Genomic DNA, 25,491 nt, shown 5'->3' on the forward strand with positions numbered 1-25,491 from the left:
CTGTAATTTTGTATTCTCATTTCTTAGTATGGAAAATATCAATATTAAAATAGAAAACACTACTAACAATACTATAATTAAGTTTGTTAGTGACACACTTATAGTAAACAGAGGAAGCTATGAGTACAACAATATAGACGAAGCAAAAGGAGCGCCTTTTATTCAACAATTATTCTACTTACCTTTTGTAAAAAAAGTTTTTGTTGGAGCTAACTTCATTGCTATTCAACGATTCGATATCGTAGAATGGGAAGATGTTCAAGAAGAAGTTAGATCACAAATCGAAGCTTATATAAATACTGGTAAAAAAGTAATAGAAGAAAACAACGACACAAAGAAGGAAGCTATTGAAGTTTATGCTGAAGTAACTCCAAATCCTTCTGTAATGAAGTTTGGAACAAATAAAGCTTTAACTCAATCTGATATTGAATTAAAAAATATAGAAGAAGCTAGCTTATATTCTCCATTAGCAAAAGCCTTATTTAACTTTCCTTTTGTAAAAGAAATTTTCGTTTCAGAAAATTATATTTCAATCACAAAATATGACGTTGTAGAATGGAATGAAGTATATCAGGAAGTGCGAACTTTTATTAGAACTTATTTACAGGACAACAAAGTAATTCTATCTGAAATTCCTCAGAAAAAAGCTCAAGAAGAAAATCAAATCCAAGTAGAAAACCTAGATGAAACTTCAACTAAAATTGTAGAAATTTTAGAGGAACATATTAAACCTGCAGTAGCATCAGACGGAGGAAATATAGCTTTTAAAAGCTATAATCCAGAAAACAAACAAGTAAATGTTATTTTACAAGGAGCTTGTAGCGGTTGTCCATCATCTACAATTACACTAAAAAACGGTATTGAAGCTCTTTTAAAAGAAATGCTTCCAAATCAAATTAATGAAGTAATCGCTATAAATGGATAAACAAGTAACACCATATAAAGGTTCAGAATTAGGCAAAAAAGAACAAGTTGCCCAAATGTTCGATAATATTTCAAACAATTATGATGGGTTGAATCGTGTAATTTCTTTTGGTATAGATGTTAGTTGGCGAAAAAAAGTTGTAAAATTAATTGGAGAAAATAATCCTAAAACAATTTTAGATATCGCAACTGGTACTGGAGATTTAGCTATGATGATGACTAAATTAAATCCTGAAAAAATTGTTGGTTTAGATATTTCTGCTGGAATGTTAGAAGTAGGGAAGCAAAAAATAAAAAAAGCTGGCTTTGATAACAAAATTGATATGGTTATCGGAGATAGTGAAAACATCCCTTTTGAAGACAATACTTTTGATGCTATCACTGTATCTTTTGGTGTACGCAATTTTGAAAATTTAGACAAAGGTTTAAAAGAAATCTTACGTGTTTTAAAACCAAATGGAAAATTTGTTATTCTCGAAACTTCTAATCCAACTAAGTTTCCTTTTAAACAACTTTATAAGTTACATACTCAAGTTTTTTTACCAATTATTGGAAAATTATTTTCAAAAGACAAAGTTGCTTACTCTTATTTATCGGAAAGTGCAAATTCTTTTCCTTACGGTGAAGCATTCAACAATATTTTGAGAAAAAATGGGTTTAAGAATGTGAATAGTTTACCTGTTACATTTGGGGTAGCTTCAATTTATACATCAACAAAGTAATATGTTAAGAAGACTTTTAGTTTCTAGTTTACTATTAATTGTAACTTTTAATGCTTTAGCTCAAAGAGAACGTATCGAAAATTTACCAAATTTTGATAAACGTTTTATTCATTATGGATTTTACCTTGGTTTAAACACAAATGGATTTAAAATTTCCTACAAACCTAGTGCTTTTCCAAATGCTCAAGTCGACGTAGTTTCTGATGTAGGTTTTAACGTTGGTTTAATTGGAGATATGAAATTACATAACAATGTAAATCTTCGATTCGAGCCAGGTCTTATTTCTAACACTAAAACACTTCGTTTTACACACGTAGCTAATGAAACCCAAGGAACTAGAGAAGTTGGTAACACTTATTTACATTTACCTTTAATATTTAAGTTTAGCACTAATAGGCTTAACAATGTTCGTCCTTATGTTTTAGCTGGAGCTTCTTTCGATTACAATTTTTCAAGTAACGAAAAGAATCAAGACGATAACTTTTCAGGTCAATTTAGACAAAATTCAAGTGTATTTATGTACGAAGTTGGTATAGGTATGGATTTTTATTTACCATATTTCAAATTTTCTCCATCTATCCGTGGTATTTTTGCCATTAATAACGAAATCAAATACGATAATAGAGGACCAAGTCAATGGACAGACCCGATAGATTTCTTTGGAACTAGAGGTATTTTTCTTCACTTATCATTTGAATAAAAAAAGAGTTGCTTTCGCAACTCTCATTTGATAATTAGGAATAGGTGCCCCCCGATACCTCATCCTACATATTAGTAAGACACATATTTAATTTATAAGTCACAAAAAAAATTAAAAAAGAACTCTTTTTAGAGTTATTTTTTAATTAAACCCTAGTTTACAGGGATTTATATTTTTAATTTATTAAAATATTTTTTTACAAAACAAAAAAGGACTAGATAAACTAGTCCTTTTAACGATTTGCTCACTACGCAAATCTGTAGATAGAAGTCCCCCGAAATCTACCAAATAATTTATATCAAATTTTCTTATAGAGATAAGCTCTATTAAGAAAGTATTATAAACTTAACTTAGCAAATATATTTAAAATTGTTTAAAAAATAATTATTTCTTAATAATTATTTTATTATCAACTATTTCTTTAATTGGTAAAATTACATTACCAGCTTCTGTAGTAATAGTAGCGCAAATATTATCTATTGCTATTACAACCCCTTCTACATCTCCAACTTTAACTGAAGATCCAATTGCTATATTTCTTCTTGTGTAATATCCGAACAGTAATCTACTAACAGCATCTCTTGCCCCTAAACCAAAAGCAATTGTAAATGCTAATAGTACAGAACCAATCACCAAGGTTAAGTTACTTTTTATTACTGAAGTATCTACGCCAGCCTGATCTAAAGCCGTTATAGAAAGAAACACTACAATTAGATAAAAAGCGATATTTCCTACTAAATTTCCTCCACTAATCTCAAGAGATTTAAACATTCCCTGGATAGCTTTCTTTACCATAGTCCCTAAATAAGCACCCGCAGCAAAAATAGCTAGAGCAGTTATTAAGTTTGGTAAATACGAGAAGAAACTAGCAATCCCTCTAGACACACCATCTAAACCAAAAATACTGGCTCCTGCCATTATAAAGACAAGTATCAAAAACCATTTTAAAACACCTAATATTACATTAGTTAAAACAATATTTATTGTACTGTCTCCAAATATTTTTGTTTCACTTAATTTTTCAGACCATTGATCTATGTTAGTTTTAGCAAGAATTTTTCTTATAACATACAAGAAGATTTTAATAAAAATCCATACAAAAATCACATAGCCAATAAAGCCTGCTACTTTAGGCAAAGATTGTACTAAATCTTCAAAAATATCTTGAAAAGGTTTTAATAAATCTATACCTGCTTCAGCTTTTTTCGTTACTTCCTCAGTAATTACATCTTCAACTTGTTCTTGCATAACTTTAGTTTTAGTTAGTGTATTTATTCTTTATCGTTTTGGTTGTCTTCTTTTGTTTTTTTCTTTTCCTTCTTATTTTCTGCAACTTCATCTACTCCTCCACCTGATAATAAATCTCCGATAGCGCTAGGATATTTCACCACGAATAAATCCGCCATATCTATAGACAGCTTTATCATAGCTACATCATTCAGTACTTTCTTTTTAAGTACCTCAGGCAACTCTTCATGGGTCAATATTTTCTTAAACGGATTATCCATTAATTATTATAAATCGTTATACGCTTTAATTACTTTTTCCTTTGCACGCTTTAATCGCATTTTTACTGCGCTTGCTCCTAAATCTAAGGCCAATTGAATATCTTTAATACTCATATCGTCTTGATATTTCATTAATAAAATCATTTTATCAGAAACATCTATGATTTCTAGAGCTTTCGCTAGCTTATCAGATTTTAGTTCAAATAAAGATGCATCATCAATTTCATCTACATCAGCATCTTCATCTTTTATTACATCTGTTACTACAGTTACTTTTTCATTCTTCTTGGCTGTATTCCTTTGTACATAATTCACACAGAAATTATAAGTAAAAGAATATAACCATGTTGAAAATTTAGATCGTCCTTTGAAACTTCTCAATTTAACAAACAAGCGAACAAACACATCATGTGTTAAATCTTGAGCCTCTTCTTTACTCTTAGAGAAACCGTAACACTTATTGTATACTAATCCTGCATATCGATCATACAAGATAGCAAACAAGTGCGTATCGTTTTTCTCTACGATTTTTTTTACGAGCTCTTCGTCGCTTAATTTATTAACGTTGTTAGTCTTCAATAGTTTTATTTCTTACTAAAAGTTTGGGTCTATTATGTTGAGACACAAAAAAGAAAGTAAGGTCACATTTTAATCAATTCAAATATAAAATTAACACTTCAAATTCAATTGAAAACTTTTTTCGAAAAAAAAATAAACTTTTTGTAACATTTATTTGAAATCATGCGTATAAGTATATGGAACGAATAGATAAAGTAAAATTAAACGTGTATGAGACAACTTAAAATTACAAAACAGGTAACCAACAGAGAAACTGCGTCTTTAGATAAATACTTACAAGAAATTGGTAAGGTAGATTTAATTACTGCTGATGAAGAAGTAGAGTTAGCGCAGCGTATTAAAGCTGGTGACCAAAGAGCTTTAGAAAAATTAACTAAAGCAAACTTACGTTTTGTGGTGTCGGTTGCTAAACAATACCAAAACCAAGGATTAACTTTACCTGATTTAATTAATGAAGGAAACTTAGGTTTAATTAAAGCCGCTAAGCGATTTGATGAAACAAGAGGTTTTAAATTCATTTCTTATGCAGTATGGTGGATTCGTCAATCAATTTTACAAGCTTTAGCAGAACAATCGCGTATTGTTCGTTTACCGCTTAACAAAATTGGTTCTATAAACAAGATCAATAAAATGTATGCTTTCCTTGAGCAAGAGAATGAAAGACCTCCAAGTGCTGAAGAGATTGCAAAGAAATTAGATATGACCGTAAGTGACGTTAAAGAATCTATGAAGAATTCTGGCCGTCATGTTTCTATGGATGCTCCTTTAATTGAAGGTGAGGATTCTAACTTATATGATGTATTAAACTCTGGTGAATCACCAAATCCAGACAAAACATTATTACATGAATCTTTACGCATAGAAATCAATAGAGCTTTAGAAACATTAACTCCACGTGAAGCTGATGTTGTTAGATTATATTTTGGTTTAGGTGAGCACCAACCGATGACTCTTGAAGAAATTGGAGAAACTTTCGATTTAACAAGAGAACGTGTTCGTCAAATTAAAGAGAAAGCTATTAGAAGATTAAAACACACTTCTAGAAGTAAAATTCTTATGACGTACTTAGGGTAATTAGTAATAAACTGACTACATATATATCGAAAACTCTCTTATTTAAAGAGAGTTTTCTTTTTTATTACCTACTTTTGCAGCCAATTACAAACACAACACAACAAAATGAATAAATTAATAGCTCCTTCTATTCTAGCTGCAGATTTTGGAAATCTGCAACGTGATATAGAGATGGTAAACGAAAGTAAAGCAGATTGGTTTCATATAGATATTATGGATGGTGTATTTGTTCCAAATATTTCTTTTGGAATGCCAGTTTTAAAAGCAATTGCTTCTCATGCTAAAAAAACAATCGATGTACATTTAATGATTGTTGATCCTGATAGATACATCAAAACTTTTGCCGATTTAGGCGCTGATGTTTTAACTGTACACTATGAAGCTTGTACTCATTTACATAGAACAATTCAGGCAATCAAAGCAAATGGAATGAAAGCAGGTGTTGCTTTAAATCCTCACACTCCAATTACTGTTTTAGAAGATATCATTACAGATTTAGATTTAGTTTGTATTATGAGTGTAAATCCTGGGTTTGGCGGGCAATCTTTTATTGAAAACACTTACAAAAAAGTAAAGCAATTAAAACAATTAATTGTTGAAACTAATGCTAACACTTTAATTGAAATTGATGGTGGAGTTACAAGTAAAAATGCAAAACAACTAACAGAAGCTGGCGCAGATGTTTTAGTTGCAGGAAGTTTTGTTTTTAAAAGTGAAAATCCAACAAATACAATAACAGATTTAAAAGGAATTTGTAACTAACTTCTTTTATAATTATATTTAAAACACATAATTAATAGTTGAATATCAATTATTAATTATGTGTTTTTCATTTTCAACAAAACACTAACTAACAAATAATTACAACAAAGTGACATATGAATGTCGCACAAAATACAACGCAAAAACTTTGAGTTGTTTTCAAATGAATTTAATCTTGTAGAAAATTCAATGGAATGAAAAAAACAAGTTTCAGAGAAAAATTAATTGAAGTAAGAACCTCTAGAGGTTTAACGCAAACTGAAGTTGCTAACTTATGTAATATCTCATTACGCACTATTCAAAGAATAGAATCAGGAACAGTGACTCCAAGAGCATATACTATCAAACAAATTTCTGAAGCACTAGGTTTTGATTTTTTTAAAGTATATGATGATCCGGATACTTATACAGAAGAAAAAACTAAAAACAACTTTCTAACTTCTATTGGATTTGTAAAAGATTTATTCAATTTAAAAACAAATACAATGAAAAAAGTATCTATCCTTAGTAGTTTTTGCTTTCTTATTGCCACTTCTATATTTCTATTTACTTATAAAAGCAATGCTCAAAGTTCAAAGCAGTTCGAACGCAAACTAAAAATAACTAGTGAAAGTGAATTAATAACACCAGTAAAAATTGCCTTTACTAACGATTTAACTTTTGAGGATTTAACTCAAATAAAAAAAGATTTACTAGACAAAGGAATTACTGTTGAATATAAAAAAATAGAATTTGATAAAAACAATAAACTCCAAGCTATTGGTTGTTTTGTAGATTGTAATGATGGATTTAATGGTTATTTTTTCACAAATTATTTAAACGGCAGTAGAAAATATGGTTTCTATCGCGATTATGACATTAACTCTTCTTCTCCTTTCGGAACGGGAAGTCTAAGAAAAACTATAGTTTTAGATGTCGGTCATGGTGGAAGAGATGATGGTAGTTTCTCTAAAGGTTTTCAAGAGAAAGAAATCACACTTCAAATTGCTAATAAAATAAAAACACTTTCAAAAGGAAATGAAGATATCGAAATCTTTTTAACACGATCTTCAGATGAATTTATCACATTAAATAAAAGAGTCGAGTTTATAAATGCATTAAAACCTGATTATGTTATTTCATTACATATTGCGAGTAGTGGATTAGAAGATATGAATGGCTTTAATTTCTTTACGAATAACAAAAATAAATTAAAGAAAGAATCTACTACTATTACTGAAAAATTTGTGAAAAGTATTTCTAAAAAACTAAAGGTAAATACAATTCAAAACATGAACTCTCATTTATTAAAACATATTGAATGTCCAGGAATGTTAATTGAATTAGGGTATTTAACGAATAAAAAAGATTATGATTTATTAACTACTGAAAAAGGTCAGAATAAAATTTCAACTACAATCATTGGAGCTATAAACAACTTAAATAAAACACATTAAGTCATTAAAAGAATTATTTAGACTAGAAGTGATGTTTTAAAACATCACTTTTTTATAATTCAGCATACGCTCTATTTTAAAATATAATTTAGGAAACTTCTGTTTTAGATCTTCAGGAGTTTCAAAAAAATGTTCCATAATTACAGAAACAAATTCTAATGCATTTGTATTTGCATAATCTCTAAAATATCCTGATTCGATAACTTCTGTTGAATTATCTGGATTTCTCATAAACTTGACAATTTCTAAGTATGTTCTATAAAAAATCCTTGCGCTAACATCTTTTGATTGTTTCCCGTGAAAAGTTAAAGCATGTGTAAACTCATGAATTCCTAGGTTTAAATTATCATTTAATACCATTTCCCCAAGTAAAAAGTCTTCCCAAGAAAATATAATCAATTTTAATCCTGGATTAAATTCTCCTTTATGGTATTGTTTTGTAATTAAAGAATAATACGAAGTAGGATAAACTATAATTTTATTGAATGTTGATGTTAAATACTTTCTCATTCCAAAGGTTAATTTTATATAAGAAGAAGCCATTAAAATTTTAGCTTCAGATGTCATTTTAAAACCATCTCTTTCTATAAAATCATAGTTTCTGAAGAATCTCACCAATCTATGCTCAAAATACACCTTTTGCTTGTCGTTTAATTTCTGATAAAAAAGAACACTTGATTCTAAAAATTCTTTCTTATGCTTTGGTAATTTCTTTTTTACTAAATAAGTATGAATTAGAACAGGTTTATTAAACAAAAAAACAAAAACACGTTCAACTACATTTAATAAAAAAGCAAGAAAGCTAACCAAATAAAAGGTTAGCTTTAAAATGTAAAATGATTTCATTTATGGTATTGTGATATCAATAAAATTTATTTTTAAAAACGGATATTTAAAATCGTTTGAAAAGAAATCCAAGTCTTTATTTGATTAAGCTAATTTTTGCTTTACAATTGTAGAAATCGTTTTTCCATCAGCTTTACCAGCTAATTTTTTAGAAACTACTCCCATTACTTTCCCCATATCTTTCATTCCTTCTGCTCCTACTTGTACTATTACTTCTACAACTACTTTTACAATTTCATCTTCACTTAAAGCTTCAGGTAAAAATTGCTCTAAAACTTTAGCTTCTGCTAATTCAGGATCCGCTAAATCTTGTCTGTTTTGACTAATAAAAACTTCTGCACTATCTTTTCTTTGCTTTACTTGCTTCTGAATAATTTTTAATTCTTGTTCTTCTGATAATTCTCCAGCTCCAGCTTCTGTATTAGCTAACATAAAAGCCGATTTTAAAGCTCTTAAAGCAGTTAAAGCTACAGTATCTTTAGATTTCATAGCTTCTTTCATTTTGTTCATTACTTCTTGTTGTACACTCATGAGTTTTCTTTTTTCAAATATAATAATAAAAAAATCCTGATTTCTCAGGATTTTTTTTAGTTGTTATTTTACAGATACTAATCTACATTATCATGTAGAAATGAATTATTAGAACGTAAAAATTCATCGTTATTTGTATTTAAAGGTGTTTTCTTTTCACTAATCTTAGTATTAACATCTAAATCTACTCCTAACCTTTTATATGCAGGTTGTTTTTCAATTTCGTCAATATTTTTATTCACTTTGTCAGAGAACTTATAATTAAAACCTTTCATCTTATCTCTTCTTTCTTGAGCTCTTTTTTGTAACTCAGAAATTGTTAAACTTAAAGGAGAAGCATCACTATCATCTTCAACAACTTCTTTTTCAGTCTTAGTTCTTACTTCAAATCTTAAAGCTTCTTCTTCCTCAACTTCAATAGCAGGTGTAGAACTTTTACCTATAGTTGGTTTTATATCAAAATCTTCTAATACAAAACGTTTTTCAATTCTAGGTTTAACTTCCTCAAATTCAACTTCAATATTCCTAATTGAATTTGTAGTTTCAATTAAGTCATTTTTTATTGTTGAAGTCGGTTTAACTTCTTCATATGAATTTAATGGTAAATCAAACAATAAATTTTGTTGAATTGGCGCTTCTTCTATTTTTTCTTCAACATGAGTTTGTGTCATATTTGTAATTACAAACTCTTCTTCTGCGATAGCATTATAACTCACCTCCTCAAAAGTAACATCTATACTATTAATAGTTTCTGTTGTTTGAATTAATTGATTTTTTGGTTCTTCTTTATCTTCTAAATCTAAAACATGAACTACTTTTTGATTTGTTGAGGCAATAGGCTCATCTATTGGAGTAGATTTAACCACTGATCTGTTATCAAACTCATAAGTGGCTTTCTGTTCATCTTCTAAAGTATGAACAATCTTTTTTGTTTCTGTATTATTAATGGTATTTTGTTGGTCTTGAGCAAATCCTGTAGCTACCACAGTAACAGAAATACCTTCTTCTATACTCTCGTCTTCTCCTATTCCCATAATAATGTTAGCATCGTAACCTGCTTCTGTTTGGATATAATCATTGATTTCTCCAATTTCATCTAAAGTAACTTCATTAGTACCAGAAACGATTAATAACAATACATTTTTAGCTCCTGTAATTTTATTATCATTTAATAATGGCGAATCTAACGCCTTAACAATCGCATTTTTAGCTCTATTTGTTCCTGATTCTTTTGCAGATCCCATTATTGCTGTACCACTATTCGCTAATACTGTTTTAGCATCATGTAAATCGATATTTTGTTTATAGTGATGTGTAATTACTTCTGCTATCCCTTTAGCAGCAGTTGCTAATACTTCGTCTGCTTTTGAGAAACCTGATTTAAACCCTAAATTTCCGTAAACTTCTCGAAGTTTATTATTATTAATTACTATTAATGAATCTACATTTTTACGAAGCTCATCGATTCCTTTTTGAGCTTGCTTTGAGCGCATTCTACCTTCAAACTGAAATGGCATAGTAACGATACCAACCGTTAATATATCCATATCTTTAGCAATTTTTGCTATAATTGGTGCAGCACCAGTACCAGTACCTCCACCCATACCAGCAGTAATAAACACCATTTTTGTTTGAGTGTTTAACATCTGCTGAATTTCTTGTATACTTTCTGCTGCTGCTTGTGCTCCAATTTCTGGGTTAGCACCAGCTCCTAAACCAGAAGTTAAATGTGCTCCTAGTTGAATTTTATTTGGTATTGGACTGTTTTCCAATGCTTGTGCATCTGTATTACAAATTACGAAATCTACTCCGTGAATTTGCTCACTGTACATGTGATTTACAGCATTGCTTCCTCCCCCACCTACACCAATCACTTTAATCGTATTCGATTGTGTTTTTGGCATATCAAATGAAATGTTATCAAATTCTGCGCTCATAATAACTCTTCTTTTTGTTAATTAATCCCTATATATTCTTTATCTTTCCTTACTCTGCGTTATCTAAAAACTCTTTAAATCGTTCTGTAAATTTTTCTAAAAACGATTTTCCTTTAGTTTTTTGTTTAAGTTCTTCTCGTTGAACAATTTCTGGTTCTTGTTCAGACAAATTTCCCTCATCATTAATTACTTCAGGCTCTTCTTCATTTACAACTACTACTGGTTCCTCTTTATTATACTTATCTAAACCTTCCATTAATAATCCAACAGCTGTTGCATAAGAAGGACTTGACAAAACATCATCACTTCCTCCAGCTAAATGTTCATTTGGATATCCAATACGAGTATCCATTCCTGTAATATATTCTACTAATTGTCTTAAATGTTTTAATTGTGATCCGCCACCTGTTAAAACAATCCCAGCAATTAGTTTTCCTTTTTGAGTTTCGTGTCCGTAATTTTTAATTTCTAAATACACATGTTCTATAATTTCTTGAACTCTAGCGTGAATTATTTTTGAAAGATTCTTTAAAGTAATTTCTTTAGGTTCTCTTCCTCTTAAACCAGGAATAGAAACAATTTCAGTTTCTTTATTTTCTCCTGGCCAAGCTGAACCAAACTTTATTTTTAATAATTCTGCTTGCTTTTCAATTATTGAACATCCTTCTTTAATATCTTCTGTAATTACATTTCCTCCAAAAGGAATAACAGCAGTATGACGAATAATCCCATCTTTAAAAATGGCTAAATCTGTTGTACCACCTCCTATATCAATTAAAGCAACTCCTGCTTCTTTCTCTTCTTGACTTAAAACTGCAGAAGCCGAAGCTAAAGGCTCTAACGTGATATCAGATAAGTTTAAACCTGCACTTTTCACACATCTTCCAATATTTCTAATAGAAGAAACTTGTCCTACAACAACGTGAAAATTAGCTTCAAGCCTTCCTCCATACATTCCTATTGGCTCTTTTATATCTGGCTGACTATCTACTTTAAATTCTTGTGGCAAAACATGAATAATCTCTTCTCCAGGCAACATCACCAATTTATGTACTTGGTTAACTAAATTATCTATATCTTCATCTTTTATAACTTCATCTGCATTATCTCTGGTGATATAATCACTATGATGTAAACTTCTGATATGTTGACCTGCAATTCCTACTACTACATTATCAATTCTTTGTCCTGACACACTTTCTGCTTCATCTACAGCTTGCTGTATCGACTGAATTGTTTGTGTAATATTATTTACCACTCCTCTTTTCACTCCCAAGCTTTTTGCTTTACCAATGCCAAGAACTTCAATTTTATCATATTCGTTCTTACGACCAATCATGGCAACAATCTTGGTTGTACCAATATCTAAACCAACTGCGATTTTATTGTTCTCCATCTTGATTTTCTTTTGTACATACCACTTGGTTGTGATACTTAAGGTTTATAGTTTTATACTTATTTATTGTTTTATCTTTGATTGCTTTGTTATAAAAAGCTTTCAATTTTTTAAATTTCAAATTTACATCTTCATATTTACCAAACTCTACTCTATAATTTCCACTTCTGACTGTAAAATTATATTCATTTGTGTTTAATACTTGAATTCCTGTGACTTCTTTGTGAAGAAATTCATCCTTGGAAATAAACAGTACTAACTGCGTTATTTCTTCTAACATACCAGATAGATTACTCCCATTTATTACAGGTACACGAGCTGAAAAATTTGACGACAACGGAATTTTAACCCCTTCTTTATCAATATAATAAATCTCGCCATCAGAAATAACTCTAGCGATAGGCTCTTTTTGTGTGATATGAGTTTTTAACACTCCCCCAAGCGTTATAAAAACTCTCGCTTTTTCTACATATGGATTTGACGCTACCCTATTTTCTAGATGATGTAAATCTAATATACTTTTGGGTTGGTTTTTAACTGTCACTTGACTTTGTATTAACAATTTATTAACCGACTCGTGAGTTAAAAAAGGATTAGATCCTTCGTTAAATTCTACAACAATTGCGTCAACAACTTTTTGTTGATTTCGCTTTTTTGTAAAACTATACAGGACTAGTAAACCTGCTACTAAACCTATGAATACAAAATATTTTGTTACTTTTTTAATCACTACAAATTGTATTCCTTTATTAACTCATCTTTTACTTCATTTACCATTAAACCAATATCACCTGCTCCTAACATTACTATCACTTTAGCATTAGTCAGTTTAATTTGCTTAATCATCTCTTCTTTAGACAACAACTGTTTTTTTTCAGCTGTAATTTTATCTAATAACCATTTTGAAGTAACACCTTCAATTGGTAATTCTCTTGCTGGATAAATATCTAGCAACATGACTTGATCGAATTTAGATAACGATAATGCAAAATCATCTACAAAATCTCTTGTTCTAGTGAATAAATGCGGCTGAAAAACCACTAAAACTTCTTCACTTGGATACATTTCTCGAACTGCACTTTCTACTGCATTGATCTCAGTTGGATGATGCGCATAATCATCAATTAGCACTAAATTTTCTGATCTTACTTTATAAGCAAAACGACGCTGTACTCCAGAAAAACTAGCTAATTGTTCTTTAATTTTATCTAAACTCACTCCATAAACATCAGCTAAAGCTAATGCTGCAAGAGCATTCATAATATTGTGTCTTCCTGGTAAAGAAAACTCAATATCATTTATATTATTTTTAGGAGTTTTAACATCAAAAACGTACACTCCATTTACTATTCTTAAATTAGAAGCAACATAATCAGCATCCTCTTCAATAGCATATGTTAAACCTTCAATAGGTAATCCTTTTGCAACGATTAACTGCTCAGAAACTTTATTAGAAAATGCTTTAAAAGAATCTAAAAGTGCCTGATATTCTCCATATATATCTAAATGATCTGCGTCCATAGATGTAATACACGCAATATTTGGAGATAAGTGTAAAAAAGAACGATCAAACTCATCTGCCTCAACAACAGAAATTTTATCTTTTCCTAGAATTAAATTTGAACTATAATTCTCAGCAATTCCTCCTAAAAAAGCTGTAGCTTCTTCAGGTTGCATGATATGACCAAGTATTGAAGAAGTTGTGGTTTTCCCATGAGTTCCTGCTACCGCTAAACAATAAGTATCATTCGTAATTCTACCTAAAATCTCTGCTCTTTTCAATACTTCGAAGTCATTATCTTTAAAATAATTCAACTCTGTATGTATTTTTGGAATAGCAGGTGTGTAAACCACAAGTGAATTTTCTTTTACAAAAACTTCTTTTGGAATTAGATTGATATCATCTTCAAAATGAATTTCTATTCCTAAAGATTGTAAATCCTCAGTAATAGGAGAAGGAGTTTTATCATAGCCTGCAACTTGTTTTCCATTTGCATGAAAATAGCGAGCCAAGGCACTCATTCCAATACCTCCAATTCCTATAAAATAGATAATATGTATATCTTTTAAATTCACTAATTTATTAATCTTTCGATTTCGTTTACTATATGATTTGTAGCATTTGGTAATGCTAACTCTTTTATATTTTCACTTAAACTTTCTTGCTTGCCTTTATCTCTAAGTAATGTTTCAAAAACTACGGGAAAAGTATGTAATTCACTCTCACGCAACATTATTGCCCCATGCTTATCTACAATAGACTTTGCATTTTTAGTTTGATGATCTTCTGCCACATTTGGTGAAGGAATAAACAATACAGGTTTTCCAACAATACACAATTCAGATACTGAACTTGCTCCTGCTCTAGATATTACAAAATCAGCTGCTGCATAAGCTAAATCCATTCGATTTAAAAACTGATGAATCTGAACACTATCATTTCCGTACTCTTTGTACTCTTCGTAATACAGTTTTCCGCACTGCCAGATTACTTGTACTTCTTGCTTTTTAAAGAAATCAAGTTCAGTAGCTATTAATTGATTAATTCTTCTTGCACCTAAACTCCCTCCAATAACTAAGATTGTTTTTTTAGCCGTATTTAAACCAAAAAACTCTTGTGCTTCTTCCCTTTTTGTATGTATCAACAACAAATCTTGTCGTACAGGATTACCCGTTTTCACGATTTTATCTAACGGAAAGAATCGCTCTAAATTATCGTAAGCAACACAAATTTTTTTTGCTTTTTTACTTAATAATTTATTGGTAATTCCTGGATAAGAATTTTGCTCTTGAATCACAGTAGGAATTCCTTTTCTATTTGCCATCATTAAAGCTGGCCCGCTTGCAAAACCGCCTGTTCCGATTGCAACATCTGGTTTAAATTTTCTTATAATTTTACTTGCGTTCCATAAACTACTTATTAGCTTTAATGGAAACATTAAGTTTTGTAATGTTAATTTTCTTTGAATACCCGAAATCCACAACCCTTTAATTTCATAACCAGCTTTGGGTACTTTTTCCATTTCCATTTTACCTTTGGCACCAATAAATAGAATATGCGCAGTTGGATAGCGTAACTTTATTTCGTTAGCTATGGCAATTGCAGGATAGATATGACCTCCTGTTCCACCTCCACTTATTATTACATTTATTGATTTTTCCATTGTCACTTAAATTTATATGGTTTCATGTAAAATATCTAACGGATTATCATCTAAAATTGATTCTTCTGTATCATTCTTCGAAGCACTAACACTTAAGACCATTCCTAGAGCAAAACAAGTCATCCAAATTGAAGTTCCTCCACTACTAATTAGTGGTAAAGTTTGCCCAGTAACTGGAAATAAATTTACTGCTACAGCCATATTAATAATGGCCTGAAAAATGATCGGCAAACCTACGCCAATTACCAATAAAGTTGCAAAAATTGTTGTCGCTTTTTTTGCAGCTATTATTATCCTGAATAACAGCAAGAAATACATAAAAATGACCAATAATGCTCCCATCATTCCATATTCTTCGACAATAATTGCATAAATAAAATCCGAAGAAGACTGTGGTAAGAAATTTTTCTGCACACTTTTACCAGCTCCTTTCCCAAAAGGACCTCCTGTTGCAATGGCTATTTTAGCTTTTTCAACTTGATAATTTTCAGGTTGATTTTCTGAATTAAAAAAACCATCAATTCTACTTTCCCAAGTTGCTAGTCGGTTTGGCATGGCTTCTGGAAAAGCTTTTATCACCAAAATAAAGAGCCCTAATGCTACAACACCAATCCCTAAAATATTTGCTATATATTTTATTGGATATCCCCCAATAAAAGTTAGCATAATTACCATTGAAAATATAATAGCTGTAGTAGAAAAGTTTGCAGGTAATATTAACATTAATATTAAACCTATTGGCAACCACAACTGCAATAAACTTTCTTTAAAAACAATCTTCTTTTCCTTATTCTTTGCTAAATAACGTGCAACATAAACTAACACCACAAGACCTGCAAGAGTTGAAGTTTGAAAACCAACTCCTACAAAAGGAATTTGAATCCACCTACTTGCATTTGCGCCACCAATTGTTGTTCCTTGAGCTATTGTAACTATTAACAAGAGCAAAACTATAGGTAACATCAATACAGAACCTCCACTAAAATATCGATACGGAATTTTATGAACTCCGTATAAAATACCAAACCCCATAAGCAGCAGTACAATGTGTTTAATTAAATGTCCTGTTGTTGATCCATTACCAACCACATACACCAAGTTTGTACTTGCACTATATACAGGCATGAAAGAAAGAATTGCTAAAACTGCAACTATAGCCCAAATGGCTCTATCTCCTTTTATATGTTTAAATATTGTTTTCAATATTTTACAAACTTCTTACTGCACTTTTAAATTGACGACCTCTATCTTCATAATTTTCGAACAAATCGAAACTTGCACATGCTGGAGATAATAAAACTGTATCACCTTTTTGCGCTATTTTATGAGCCACTTTTACTGCTTCTTGAGCTCCCGCTGTTTCCACAATAATATCCACAACATTTTGAAATGTCTCAATAATCTTGTGATTATCTAGACCTAAACACACAATCCCTTTTACCTTTTCTCTAACTAAAGGTAATAAGTCTGTATAATCATTTCCTTTATCTACACCTCCTACAATCCAAACTGTTGGAGCATCCATACATTCTAGAGCATAAAATGTTGCATTTACATTTGTTGCTTTACTATCATTAACATAAGTAACTCCTTCAATTTTAACTACTTTTTCCAAACGATGCTCAGCCCCTTCAAAACTTGACATACTTTCTGAAACCCTATTATTACGCACTTGTAATAATTTAGATGCCAACATAGATGCCATTGCGTTTTTGGTATTGTGCTTTCCTTGTATCGTTAAATAAGATTTATCCATTATAAATTCTTCTTCGTTTATTCTAATTATTATTGTATCACCCTTAATAAATGCTCCATATTTCAATTCTTTGGTGATTGAAAATGGAACTAATTTTGATTGAACAGGATGTTTATCCAACCAATTCACTATTACTTCGTCATCAGAATCATAAATCAAAAAATCATCTTTCGTTTGATTCATTGCTATTCTGAACTTTGAAGCTATATATTTATTAAAATCATATTCATATCTATCGAGATGATCTGGAGTAATGTTAGTAATCATTGCAATATGACAACGGAATGAATCGATTCCATCCAATTGAAAACTACTTAACTCTAACACGTAATTCTCATAATTTTGCTCTGCAACTTGCTTTGCAAAACTGTCTCCGATATTTCCTCCCATTCCAACATTTAAACCACCATTTTTTAAAATATGATGCGTTAACATTGTTGTGGTTGTTTTTCCATTTGAACCTGTAATTCCAACTATAGTTGCATCTGTATATTTTACTGCAAATTCTATCTCTGAAATCACTTTAATTCCTTTTGATAATAACTCTTGAATTAGAGCCACTTTATCTGGAATACCAGGACTTTTCATAACCACATCAGCATTAAAAATTTTACTCTCTGTATGCTGATTTTCCTCAAAATCTATCTCATTATATTCAAGAACTTCTTTATATTTCTTTGCTATTGTTCCTTTATCTGAAACAAAAACATCAAAACCTTTTTTCTTCCCTAGAATAGCCGTTCCTACGCCACTTTCCCCTCCTCCTAAGACAACCAATCTTTTCATTATCTTAATTTCAATGTTACTATTGTAAACACAGCTAGTAAAATCCCAACAATCCAAAATCGAGTTACAATTTTACTTTCGTGATAGTTTAACTTTTGGTAGTGATGATGTAAAGGCGACATTTTAAAAATTCGTCTTCCTTCACCATATTTTTTCTTCGTGTATTTGAAATATGAAACCTGTAAAATCACTGATAGATTTTCAGCAACAAAAATCCCTGCTAAAACTGGCAACAATAGTTCTTTACGAATTGCAATTGCTATCACCGCTATGATTCCACCAATTGTTAAACTCCCAGTATCACCCATAAAAACCTGAGCTGGATAAGTATTATACCATAAAAAACCTATTAGCGCCCCAGCAAAAGCAGCAACAAAAACCGTCATTTCACCAGAATTTGGTATATACATTACATCTAGATAATCAGCAAAAATTATATTTCCTGAAACCCATGTGAAAACAGCTAAAGTAACGACCATAATTGCAGAAGAACCTGCAGCTAAACCATCTATACCATCTGTTAAATTTGCTCCGTTAGACACACCTGTTACAATAAAAACAACAATTGGAATAAAAATTAACCATGCGTATTTTTCATAACCTTCACCCAAAAAACTTAAAGCTTTCGCATAGTCTAATTCGTTATCTTTTAAGAATGGAACAGTTGTTTTAGTTGACTTATGTGCATCACTAAAAACTTTCTTCTTACCATTCTCCATAACTATTTGTTGCTCTTGTGGCAATTGTTCTTTTATAGTTACATCATCATTGAAGTATAAAATCGCTCCGACAATAAGTCCTAATCCAACTTGACCAACAACCTTGAAAACTCCTTTCAATCCAGCTTTGTCTTTTTTGAAGACTTTTATATAATCATCAGCAAATCCAATGAATCCCATCCAAACAGTTGTTATGAGTAAAATGATTATATAAATATTTTCAAGCTTAGCTAACAATAATACTGGAATTAACGTCGCCATAATGATGATTACACCACCCATTGTAGGCGTTCCGCTTTTTTGCATTTGCCCATCTAAACCTAAATCTCTAATACTTTCACCAACCTGCTGTCTTCTCAAGAAATTGATAATTCTTTTACCAAAAATTGTAGAAATCAACAATGACAATATAAATGCTGCAGCCGAACGAAATGTGATAAATTGAAACACACTTGCTCCCGTTAGATTGAATTCACTTTCTAAATACTCAAATAGGTAATACAACATTCTTTATATATTTTTTAGTTGATTAAAACATTGTTTCACTTCTTCCAAATCATCGAAATGATGACGCTCACCATTCACTTCTTGATAATTTTCATGTCCTTTTCCTGCGATCAAGATTATATCTCCTGACTGCGCTAACTTACAAGCGGTTTTTATCGCTTGCTTTCTATCTACAATAGCTATTGTTTTTCTATAATTTTCTGGAGTTACCCCCACTTCCATTTCATCTATAATCACCTGAGGATCTTCTGTTCTAGGATTATCTGAAGTAAAAATCGCTTGACTACTCAATAAAGAAGCAATGTTTGCCATTTTAGGGCGCTTTGTTTTATCTCTGTCTCCACCACAACCCACAACAGTAATTACTTGCTCATTACCCGTTCTTATATTATTAATCGTTTCTAAGACATTTTTTAAAGCATCAGGCGTATGCGCATAATCTACTATCGCCGTGATTTTATCGTTAGATACGATATATTCAAATCGACCACTCACACTTTGAAGCTCACTAATCGCTCGTAAAACCTCTATTTTATCTAAACCTAACAACTCACTAACTCCATAAATTGCCAGAAGATTATATGTATTAAAATCACCTATAAGTTTTGACCAAACTTCAATTCCATTAATAGTAACTAGTGAACCAGAAAAACTTTTCTCTAAAATCTTCGCCTTAAAATCAGCTAGTGTTTTAAGCGCATACGACTTCTTACTTGCCTTAGTATTCTGAAGCATGACATTACCATTCTTGTCATCTATATTTGTTAGCGCGAAAGCGTTTTTAGACAAACCGTCAAAAAAAGATTTTTTCACATCTCTGTATTCCGCAAACGAATTATGATAATCTAAATGATCGTGAGATAAATTTGTAAACACAGCTCCCTCAAAAGTTAATCCTTCTATTCTCTGCTGATGAATCCCATGTGAACTCACTTCCATAAAACAGAACTCAACACCTTGATTCACCATTTCCGACAAATATTTGTTAATCGTTAATGAATCTGGAGTTGTGTGTGTAGCTTTATACGCCACCTCATCTACCATTATCTTAACCGTAGAAAGCAATCCTGCACAATACCCTAACTTTTTAAACAACTGATACAACAGCGTTGTAACTGTGGTTTTTCCATTAGTTCCTGTAACTCCTATTAATTTAATTTTACCTGAAGGATTATCATAATAATTTGCCGCAATGTTTGCCAACGCCTTGTTTGCGTCATCAACCTCAACATAAACAACTCCCTCTTTTTTATTTTCCGGTAAAACCTCACAAACAATAACTTTTGCACCTAAATTAATTGCCTTGTCTATAAATTTATGACCATCAACATTTACTCCACGCTGCGCCACAAATAAATCGTTTTCAACAACCTTCCTACTATCAAAAACCACATTAGAGATTTCAATATTTGTGTCTCCAAATACTGAATTCACTCCTACTTTATATAATATGTCTTTAACTATTTTCAATTATGATAGTTTTAAATATACTGTTGCTCCTTTTCGAACTTTTACTCCCTTGTTTATCGACTGTTCTTTTACTTTTCCAACTCCAGAAACATTTACTTTTAAACCCATATTTTCTAAAATTGAAATCGCATCCATAGCCGACATCCCTACTACTTTAGGCATAATTGTTTTATACCTGTTTATAACATCATAATACTTATTGTAATCTTTACTTATAGAAGCCGTCACAACAGAATCCGTTACCTTTTGCACACTTGAAGGTGTTGACGTATAAATTTTATGTGCTATTTCTTTAAAAACAGGCGCTGCAACTTTAGCCCCATAATAACCTTTTAAAGGATCGGGCTCATGCACAACAACTATACAAGAATATTTAGGTTTATCTACAGGAAAGAAACCAGCAAAAGAAGCAACATATTTTTTATTCGAATAATAACCACCTTCATATTTCCCTTCTTTATTCTTTTTTCTCGGAATCCATTTTTTTGCCGTACCTGTTTTACCTGCCATTGAAAAATTTGGAGAATAAATCTCTTCTGCAGTCCCTTTTTTAACTACATTCTCCATAATCTTCTTCACCTTATTTATAGTAGATTGTTTTGCAATTCTTTTCTTTAAGACAATTTTACCAAATTCCTCTACAGTTTCTCCACCAACTTTCAACTCCTTAACAAACCTTGGCTTAACCAACTCTCCATTATTCGCCACGCCATTATAAAACATTAATACTTGCAAAGGTGTCAAAGAAACACCATAACCCCAAGCCATCCACTCTAAGGCAATCGGATTCCAACGATCTGTTTTTGGCAACGGAATTATTGGCTTCCCCTCACCAACTATTCGCACACCCGTCTTCTGATCTAAACCAAATTGCTTAATTCGTTTAATAAATTTATTTGGATTATGGTCGTAGTTTTTCTGAATAGCTTTTACAATACCAACATTTGAAGAAACTTCAAAAACTCTAGCTAAAGAAATTTTCCCGTAACCTTCCCAATTACTATCCTCAACTTTTCTATTATTTATATAAATCCTTCCTTTTTCGGTATCTATAACATCAGCAGTATCTACAACATTATCCTCTAAAGCCGCCATTAAACTCGCCAACTTAAAAGTTGAACCAGGCTCATGACTTTCCCAAACCGCATAATTCCTTCTTTCATAATACTTCCCACTAGAAGTCCTTCCTAGGTTTGATATTGCTTTTATCTCTCCAGTTGCAGTTTCCATTACAACAGCACAACCATGATCTGCTTCAAAATACTCTAACTGCTTCAACAAAGCATAATGCGTTATATCCTGAATATTAACATCAATCGTAGTAATCACATCCTTACCATCTTCTGGCTCTTTTTCATTAATATCTCTTAACGGCTTCCATTGTCCCTTAGCTATTTTCTGCTTCACTCTCCATCCATCCTCTCCTTTCATATATTCAGAAAACGCACCTTCTATTCCCGCACCACCTCTATGATCATTATAACCAATTGTACGTTCCGCTATCTTACCAATAGGATGTTCCCTCACCGTTTTTTGTTCCGCTATAAAACCACCACGATAAACCCCCAATCTAAACATTGGAAAACCCCTCATTTTAGCATAATCATTATAACCTAAACCCCTTGCTATCAATAAATATTTATTTTTTCTATTTCTAGCATCACGGATTTTCTTCTCATAATACTGAGGAGTTTTGCCTAACATTTTAGAAAGTTCTTGAGTTAAAGCAGCAATATACTTTTCGAAATCCCCTTTCCTGACCGAAACAGGATCCATTCGAACTGTATAACTAGACACTGAAGTCGCTAAAAGATTTCCATCCGAAGCATAAACATTACCTCTATTAGCAGCAATAGTATCATTTTTAATATTCTTCTCTATCGCCATCTTTTTGTAACGCTCACCCTTCACATATTGAAGTTCAAAAACCTTACCCCCTATAACCAACAAAAAAAGCGACATCAACACCGCAACCACGTACAACTTGTTTAATATGCTTTTTTTAACTACTGACAAATCTTAATATTTTACTTTACTATTACCTTAATCTTCTGCGGTGGCTCTTGCGCAGGCTCTAAACCTGCAGGAATCACCTTTTTTCTAATTGCACTCTCCAACTTCATTCTCATTAGAATTTTACTTGTATCTACATATTCCGCCCGAAGCTCCCTTTTCTTCTTATTTAACTCCGCTATCTTCACCACCTTTTCATCTATCGAATGCGCACTCCATATCATTACCAACAAAAGCCCTACAATAAATATGATAATCTTCCAATTTTTCGCCGCTGAATCATCAGTCAAAAAACTACCACGTAACACATCATATATCCCACCTGAACTTTCTGCCATAATTATACTTTTGTTGCTATTCTAAGTTTCGCACTTCTAGCTCTATTATTCTGAGCTATCTCCTCATTTGTTGGCACAATCAACTTTCCAACTTTCTTTAACGGAACACTAATATTCCCATAAAAATCTTTCTCCGGTTCTCCCTCAAACAACCCTGTTCTAATAAAACGCTTCACTAAACGATCCTCTAAAGAATGATATGAAATCACACTCAACCTACCATCATCATTCAGCAAATCAGGGATCTGATTCAAAAACTCTTTCAAAACCTCCAATTCTTCATTGACCTCAATTCTTATTGCCTGATAAATCTGAGCCAAAATCTTATGCTCTTTCATTTTAGGCAAAAAACGCTTCAACACCTCTTTCAACTCAAAACTAGTTTCTATCTTTTTACTAACTCTAGAAGCTACCAAAGTTTTTGCAATAGCCCTAGCATTCCTCAACTCACCATAATAATACAAAACATCCGCAAGCTTAGACTCCTCGTAATCATTCACAACCTCCTTCGCTGAAATTTTCGCAGTTTGATCCATCCTCATATCCAATTCCCCATCATACCTCGTAGAAAAACCTCTTTCAGCTTCATCAAACTGATGAGACGAAACACCAAGATCTGCCAAAACACCATCCACTTTCTTCACTCCATAAAACCTTAAAAAACGACTTATATACCTGAAGTTCTCTTCAATCAAAACAAACCTATCATCATCTATTAAATTCCTAGTCGCATCAGCATCCTGATCAAAACCAAACAACCTCCCATTCTCACCTAAGCGTTTTAATATCTCTTTAGAATGCCCACCTCCACCAAAAGTGACATCCACATAAACACCATCTTCCTTTATATTAAGAGCATCAACACTCTCTTTCAACAACACCGACTCGTGATAACTATTCATCTATATCTATATTTCCCATTACTTCTTCCGCTAAATCTCCAAAATCCAAGACTGAATCCTCAATCACACTCTCATACTTCTCTTTATCCCAAATCTCAATAATGTTCACCGCACTAGAAAAAACCACTTCTTTTTTAATACCCGCAAACACTAACAAATCTTTCGGAATTAAAACCCTACCCGTAGCATCAACTTCCACAATCTTTACACCAGCTGTAAATCTTCTTATGAAATCATTATTTTTTTTCACAAATCGATTTAGCTTATTGATTTTATTCATCATTACATTCCATTCTTGCATTGGATACAACTCCAAACAAGCCTGAAACACAGAACGCTTAATCACAAAACCTTCTTGCAACACAGGCGACAACTGCTTTTTTAAACCAGAAGCCAACATAAGCCGACCTTTAGCATCAGCTTTACACTCATATGTTCCAATAAGATTTACCACATTTATTTATAAAGTAATATTCAAAAATATAAATTTTTTACCACATTTTACCACATTTTACCACATTGTTAATAACTTATACCACTTTAAATAAAACCATACACATTTTAAGAATACAGCTGCATTAATAACCACTCAGAAAAAAGAAAATTGACTTGTAACAAAAAAGGTTTATTTTTGCGATTAGCCAAATGTTCGCTAATGACTGATTTTTTAAAGAAAGAAGATAAATTTACTTATGCAGAAGCCGGTGAAGGAAGGCCTATCATTGTTTTGCATGGTTTAATGGGTGCTCTAAGTAATTTTAATCATACTTTTAATCATTTTTCCGAAAGAGGTTACAAGGTTTTAATTCCTGAATTACCTCTATACACATTACCTATTATAAAAACTAATGTTAAAAATTTAGCGAAATTTTTACACGATTTTATTGAGTATAAAAACTTAAAGGACGTTGTATTGTTAGGTAATTCTCTTGGTGGACACATTGCTTTATACTATATAAAACATTACCCACAAGATGTTACTGCTTTAGTTTTAACAGGTAGTTCTGGATTGTATGAAAACTCTCTAGGTAATAATTACCCTAGAAGAGGCGACAAGGGCTTTGTTAGAACAAAAACACAAGAAGTTTTTTACGATAAATCTATCGCAACAGAAGAATTAGTTGATCAAGTTTATGATGTTATTAACGATAGAAATACTCTTGTTAAAACATTAGCAATTGCAAAAAGTGCAGTTCGTCATAATATGGCTAACGACTTACCAAACATGGAACAGCCAACTTGTTTGATTTGGGGAAAAAACGACACCGTTACTCCACCAGACGTAGCAGAAGACTTCCATAGACTTTTACCTGATAGTGATTTATTTTGGGTTGATAAATGTGGACATGCAGCCATGATGGAACACCCAGAAGAGTTTAATGAAATTTTAGAAAACTGGTTTAAAGAACGAAATATATAAG

Annotated in this window: 25 protein-coding genes; 7 read left to right on the forward strand and 18 right to left on the reverse strand. The window is 31.6% G+C overall.

Going from position 1 to position 25,491, the window contains the following annotated elements:
- Positions 1-28 precede the first annotated feature (28 nt).
- The 3 genes from AC2TEO_RS06680 to porT are packed head-to-tail and all read left to right on the forward strand — an operon-like array spanning position 29 to position 2,346.
- Positions 29-925, forward strand: a complete 897-nt coding sequence (locus tag AC2TEO_RS06680; RefSeq protein ID WP_442267357.1) for a NifU family protein — start codon at positions 29-31, stop codon at positions 923-925.
- Positions 918-1,646: a bifunctional demethylmenaquinone methyltransferase/2-methoxy-6-polyprenyl-1,4-benzoquinol methylase UbiE gene (gene ubiE, locus AC2TEO_RS06685; RefSeq protein ID WP_299673618.1), complete on the forward strand. Its 729-nt coding sequence runs from the start codon at positions 918-920 to the stop codon at positions 1,644-1,646. Before AC2TEO_RS06680 ends, ubiE begins: the two co-directional genes overlap by 8 nt.
- Before the next feature lies 1 nt (position 1,647).
- The gene (gene porT / locus AC2TEO_RS06690) at positions 1,648-2,346 is read left to right on the forward strand and encodes a type IX secretion/gliding motility protein PorT/SprT (RefSeq protein ID WP_442267358.1); all 699 of its coding nucleotides are present in this window, start codon (positions 1,648-1,650) and stop codon (positions 2,344-2,346) included.
- A 384-nt stretch (positions 2,347-2,730) separates the two neighbouring features.
- Here the strand turns inward: porT and AC2TEO_RS06695 are convergent, their stop codons facing one another.
- From AC2TEO_RS06695 to AC2TEO_RS06705, 3 genes are all read right to left on the reverse strand, one after another.
- Positions 2,731-3,594 carry a mechanosensitive ion channel family protein gene (locus tag AC2TEO_RS06695; protein WP_442267359.1) on the reverse strand — a complete coding sequence of 288 codons (864 nt, stop codon included), beginning with the start codon at positions 3,592-3,594 and terminating at the stop codon, positions 2,731-2,733.
- 23 nt (positions 3,595-3,617) lie between these two features.
- Positions 3,618-3,773, reverse strand: a complete 156-nt coding sequence (locus AC2TEO_RS06700; RefSeq protein ID WP_484730885.1) for a hypothetical protein — start codon at positions 3,771-3,773, stop codon at positions 3,618-3,620.
- Positions 3,774-3,860: 87 nt separating this feature from the next.
- Entirely contained in the window at positions 3,861-4,433 is a 573-nt protein-coding gene (locus AC2TEO_RS06705; RefSeq protein ID WP_442267361.1) for an RNA polymerase sigma factor, read from the reverse strand.
- Positions 4,434-4,643: 210 nt separating this feature from the next.
- Here AC2TEO_RS06705 and AC2TEO_RS06710 point away from each other — a divergent pair, with 210 nt between their 5' ends.
- From AC2TEO_RS06710 to AC2TEO_RS06720, 3 genes are all read left to right on the forward strand, one after another.
- Positions 4,644-5,507 carry a sigma-70 family RNA polymerase sigma factor gene (locus tag AC2TEO_RS06710; RefSeq protein WP_075341103.1) on the forward strand — a complete coding sequence of 288 codons (864 nt, stop codon included), beginning with the start codon at positions 4,644-4,646 and terminating at the stop codon, positions 5,505-5,507.
- 105 nt (positions 5,508-5,612) lie between these two features.
- Complete coding sequence (gene rpe, locus AC2TEO_RS06715) at positions 5,613-6,269, forward strand: ribulose-phosphate 3-epimerase (RefSeq protein ID WP_442267362.1); 657 nt, start codon at positions 5,613-5,615, stop codon at positions 6,267-6,269.
- A 194-nt stretch (positions 6,270-6,463) separates the two neighbouring features.
- The gene (locus tag AC2TEO_RS06720) at positions 6,464-7,705 is read left to right on the forward strand and encodes an N-acetylmuramoyl-L-alanine amidase (protein ID WP_442267363.1); all 1,242 of its coding nucleotides are present in this window, start codon (positions 6,464-6,466) and stop codon (positions 7,703-7,705) included.
- A 36-nt stretch (positions 7,706-7,741) separates the two neighbouring features.
- On the opposite strand, the gene AC2TEO_RS06725 is transcribed toward AC2TEO_RS06720, so the two are convergent.
- From AC2TEO_RS06725 to mraZ, 15 genes are all read right to left on the reverse strand, one after another.
- Positions 7,742-8,551 carry a zinc-dependent peptidase gene (locus AC2TEO_RS06725; RefSeq protein WP_442267364.1) on the reverse strand — a complete coding sequence of 270 codons (810 nt, stop codon included), beginning with the start codon at positions 8,549-8,551 and terminating at the stop codon, positions 7,742-7,744.
- An 84-nt stretch (positions 8,552-8,635) separates the two neighbouring features.
- A complete protein-coding gene (locus AC2TEO_RS06730; RefSeq protein WP_442267365.1) occupies positions 8,636-9,082 on the reverse strand; it encodes a GatB/YqeY domain-containing protein in 447 nt (148 codons plus the stop codon).
- A gap of 77 nt (positions 9,083-9,159) precedes the next feature.
- On the reverse strand, positions 9,160-11,019 hold the full coding sequence (gene ftsZ, locus AC2TEO_RS06735) for a cell division protein FtsZ (RefSeq protein WP_442267366.1): 1,860 nt from the start codon (positions 11,017-11,019) through the stop codon (positions 9,160-9,162).
- A 49-nt stretch (positions 11,020-11,068) separates the two neighbouring features.
- Positions 11,069-12,415 carry a cell division protein FtsA gene (gene ftsA / locus AC2TEO_RS06740; protein ID WP_442267367.1) on the reverse strand — a complete coding sequence of 449 codons (1,347 nt, stop codon included), beginning with the start codon at positions 12,413-12,415 and terminating at the stop codon, positions 11,069-11,071.
- A complete protein-coding gene (locus tag AC2TEO_RS06745) occupies positions 12,402-13,145 on the reverse strand; it encodes a cell division protein FtsQ/DivIB (RefSeq protein ID WP_442267368.1) in 744 nt (247 codons plus the stop codon). The genes ftsA and AC2TEO_RS06745 overlap by 14 nt, the downstream gene beginning before the upstream one ends.
- On the reverse strand, positions 13,145-14,491 hold the full coding sequence (murC, locus tag AC2TEO_RS06750) for a UDP-N-acetylmuramate--L-alanine ligase (RefSeq protein WP_442267369.1): 1,347 nt from the start codon (positions 14,489-14,491) through the stop codon (positions 13,145-13,147). Before murC ends, AC2TEO_RS06745 begins: the two co-directional genes overlap by 1 nt.
- Positions 14,491-15,579 carry an undecaprenyldiphospho-muramoylpentapeptide beta-N-acetylglucosaminyltransferase gene (gene murG, locus AC2TEO_RS06755; RefSeq protein ID WP_442267370.1) on the reverse strand — a complete coding sequence of 363 codons (1,089 nt, stop codon included), beginning with the start codon at positions 15,577-15,579 and terminating at the stop codon, positions 14,491-14,493. The genes murC and murG overlap by 1 nt, the downstream gene beginning before the upstream one ends.
- A gap of 12 nt (positions 15,580-15,591) precedes the next feature.
- Positions 15,592-16,782, reverse strand: a complete 1,191-nt coding sequence (locus AC2TEO_RS06760; RefSeq protein ID WP_442267371.1) for an FtsW/RodA/SpoVE family cell cycle protein — start codon at positions 16,780-16,782, stop codon at positions 15,592-15,594.
- 4 nt (positions 16,783-16,786) lie between these two features.
- Positions 16,787-18,121 carry a UDP-N-acetylmuramoyl-L-alanine--D-glutamate ligase gene (murD, locus tag AC2TEO_RS06765; protein WP_442267372.1) on the reverse strand — a complete coding sequence of 445 codons (1,335 nt, stop codon included), beginning with the start codon at positions 18,119-18,121 and terminating at the stop codon, positions 16,787-16,789.
- The gene (gene mraY / locus AC2TEO_RS06770) at positions 18,121-19,347 is read right to left on the reverse strand and encodes a phospho-N-acetylmuramoyl-pentapeptide-transferase (RefSeq protein ID WP_442267373.1); all 1,227 of its coding nucleotides are present in this window, start codon (positions 19,345-19,347) and stop codon (positions 18,121-18,123) included. The genes murD and mraY overlap by 1 nt, the downstream gene beginning before the upstream one ends.
- Positions 19,348-19,350: 3 nt before the next feature.
- Positions 19,351-20,817, reverse strand: a complete 1,467-nt coding sequence (locus tag AC2TEO_RS06775) for a UDP-N-acetylmuramoyl-L-alanyl-D-glutamate--2,6-diaminopimelate ligase (RefSeq protein ID WP_442267374.1) — start codon at positions 20,815-20,817, stop codon at positions 19,351-19,353.
- Positions 20,818-22,779, reverse strand: a complete 1,962-nt coding sequence (locus AC2TEO_RS06780) for a PASTA domain-containing penicillin-binding protein (protein WP_442267751.1) — start codon at positions 22,777-22,779, stop codon at positions 20,818-20,820.
- A gap of 65 nt (positions 22,780-22,844) precedes the next feature.
- Positions 22,845-23,168, reverse strand: coding sequence for an FtsL-like putative cell division protein (locus AC2TEO_RS06785; RefSeq protein WP_442267375.1), 324 nt, complete (start codon positions 23,166-23,168; stop codon positions 22,845-22,847).
- 2 nt (positions 23,169-23,170) lie between these two features.
- Positions 23,171-24,070 (reverse strand): 16S rRNA (cytosine(1402)-N(4))-methyltransferase RsmH, encoded by a 900-nt coding sequence (rsmH, locus tag AC2TEO_RS06790; RefSeq protein ID WP_442267376.1) that lies wholly within the window; start codon positions 24,068-24,070, stop codon positions 23,171-23,173.
- Positions 24,063-24,524, reverse strand: coding sequence for a division/cell wall cluster transcriptional repressor MraZ (gene mraZ / locus AC2TEO_RS06795; RefSeq protein ID WP_442267377.1), 462 nt, complete (start codon positions 24,522-24,524; stop codon positions 24,063-24,065). The genes rsmH and mraZ overlap by 8 nt, the downstream gene beginning before the upstream one ends.
- Positions 24,525-24,725: 201 nt before the next feature.
- On the opposite strand from mraZ, the gene AC2TEO_RS06800 reads away from it, so the two are divergent.
- On the forward strand, positions 24,726-25,490 hold the full coding sequence (locus tag AC2TEO_RS06800) for an alpha/beta fold hydrolase (protein ID WP_442267378.1): 765 nt from the start codon (positions 24,726-24,728) through the stop codon (positions 25,488-25,490).
- The last annotated feature ends 1 nt before the right edge of the window (position 25,491 follow it).

It is taken from the genome of Tenacibaculum aquaeponti (assembly GCF_057221555.1).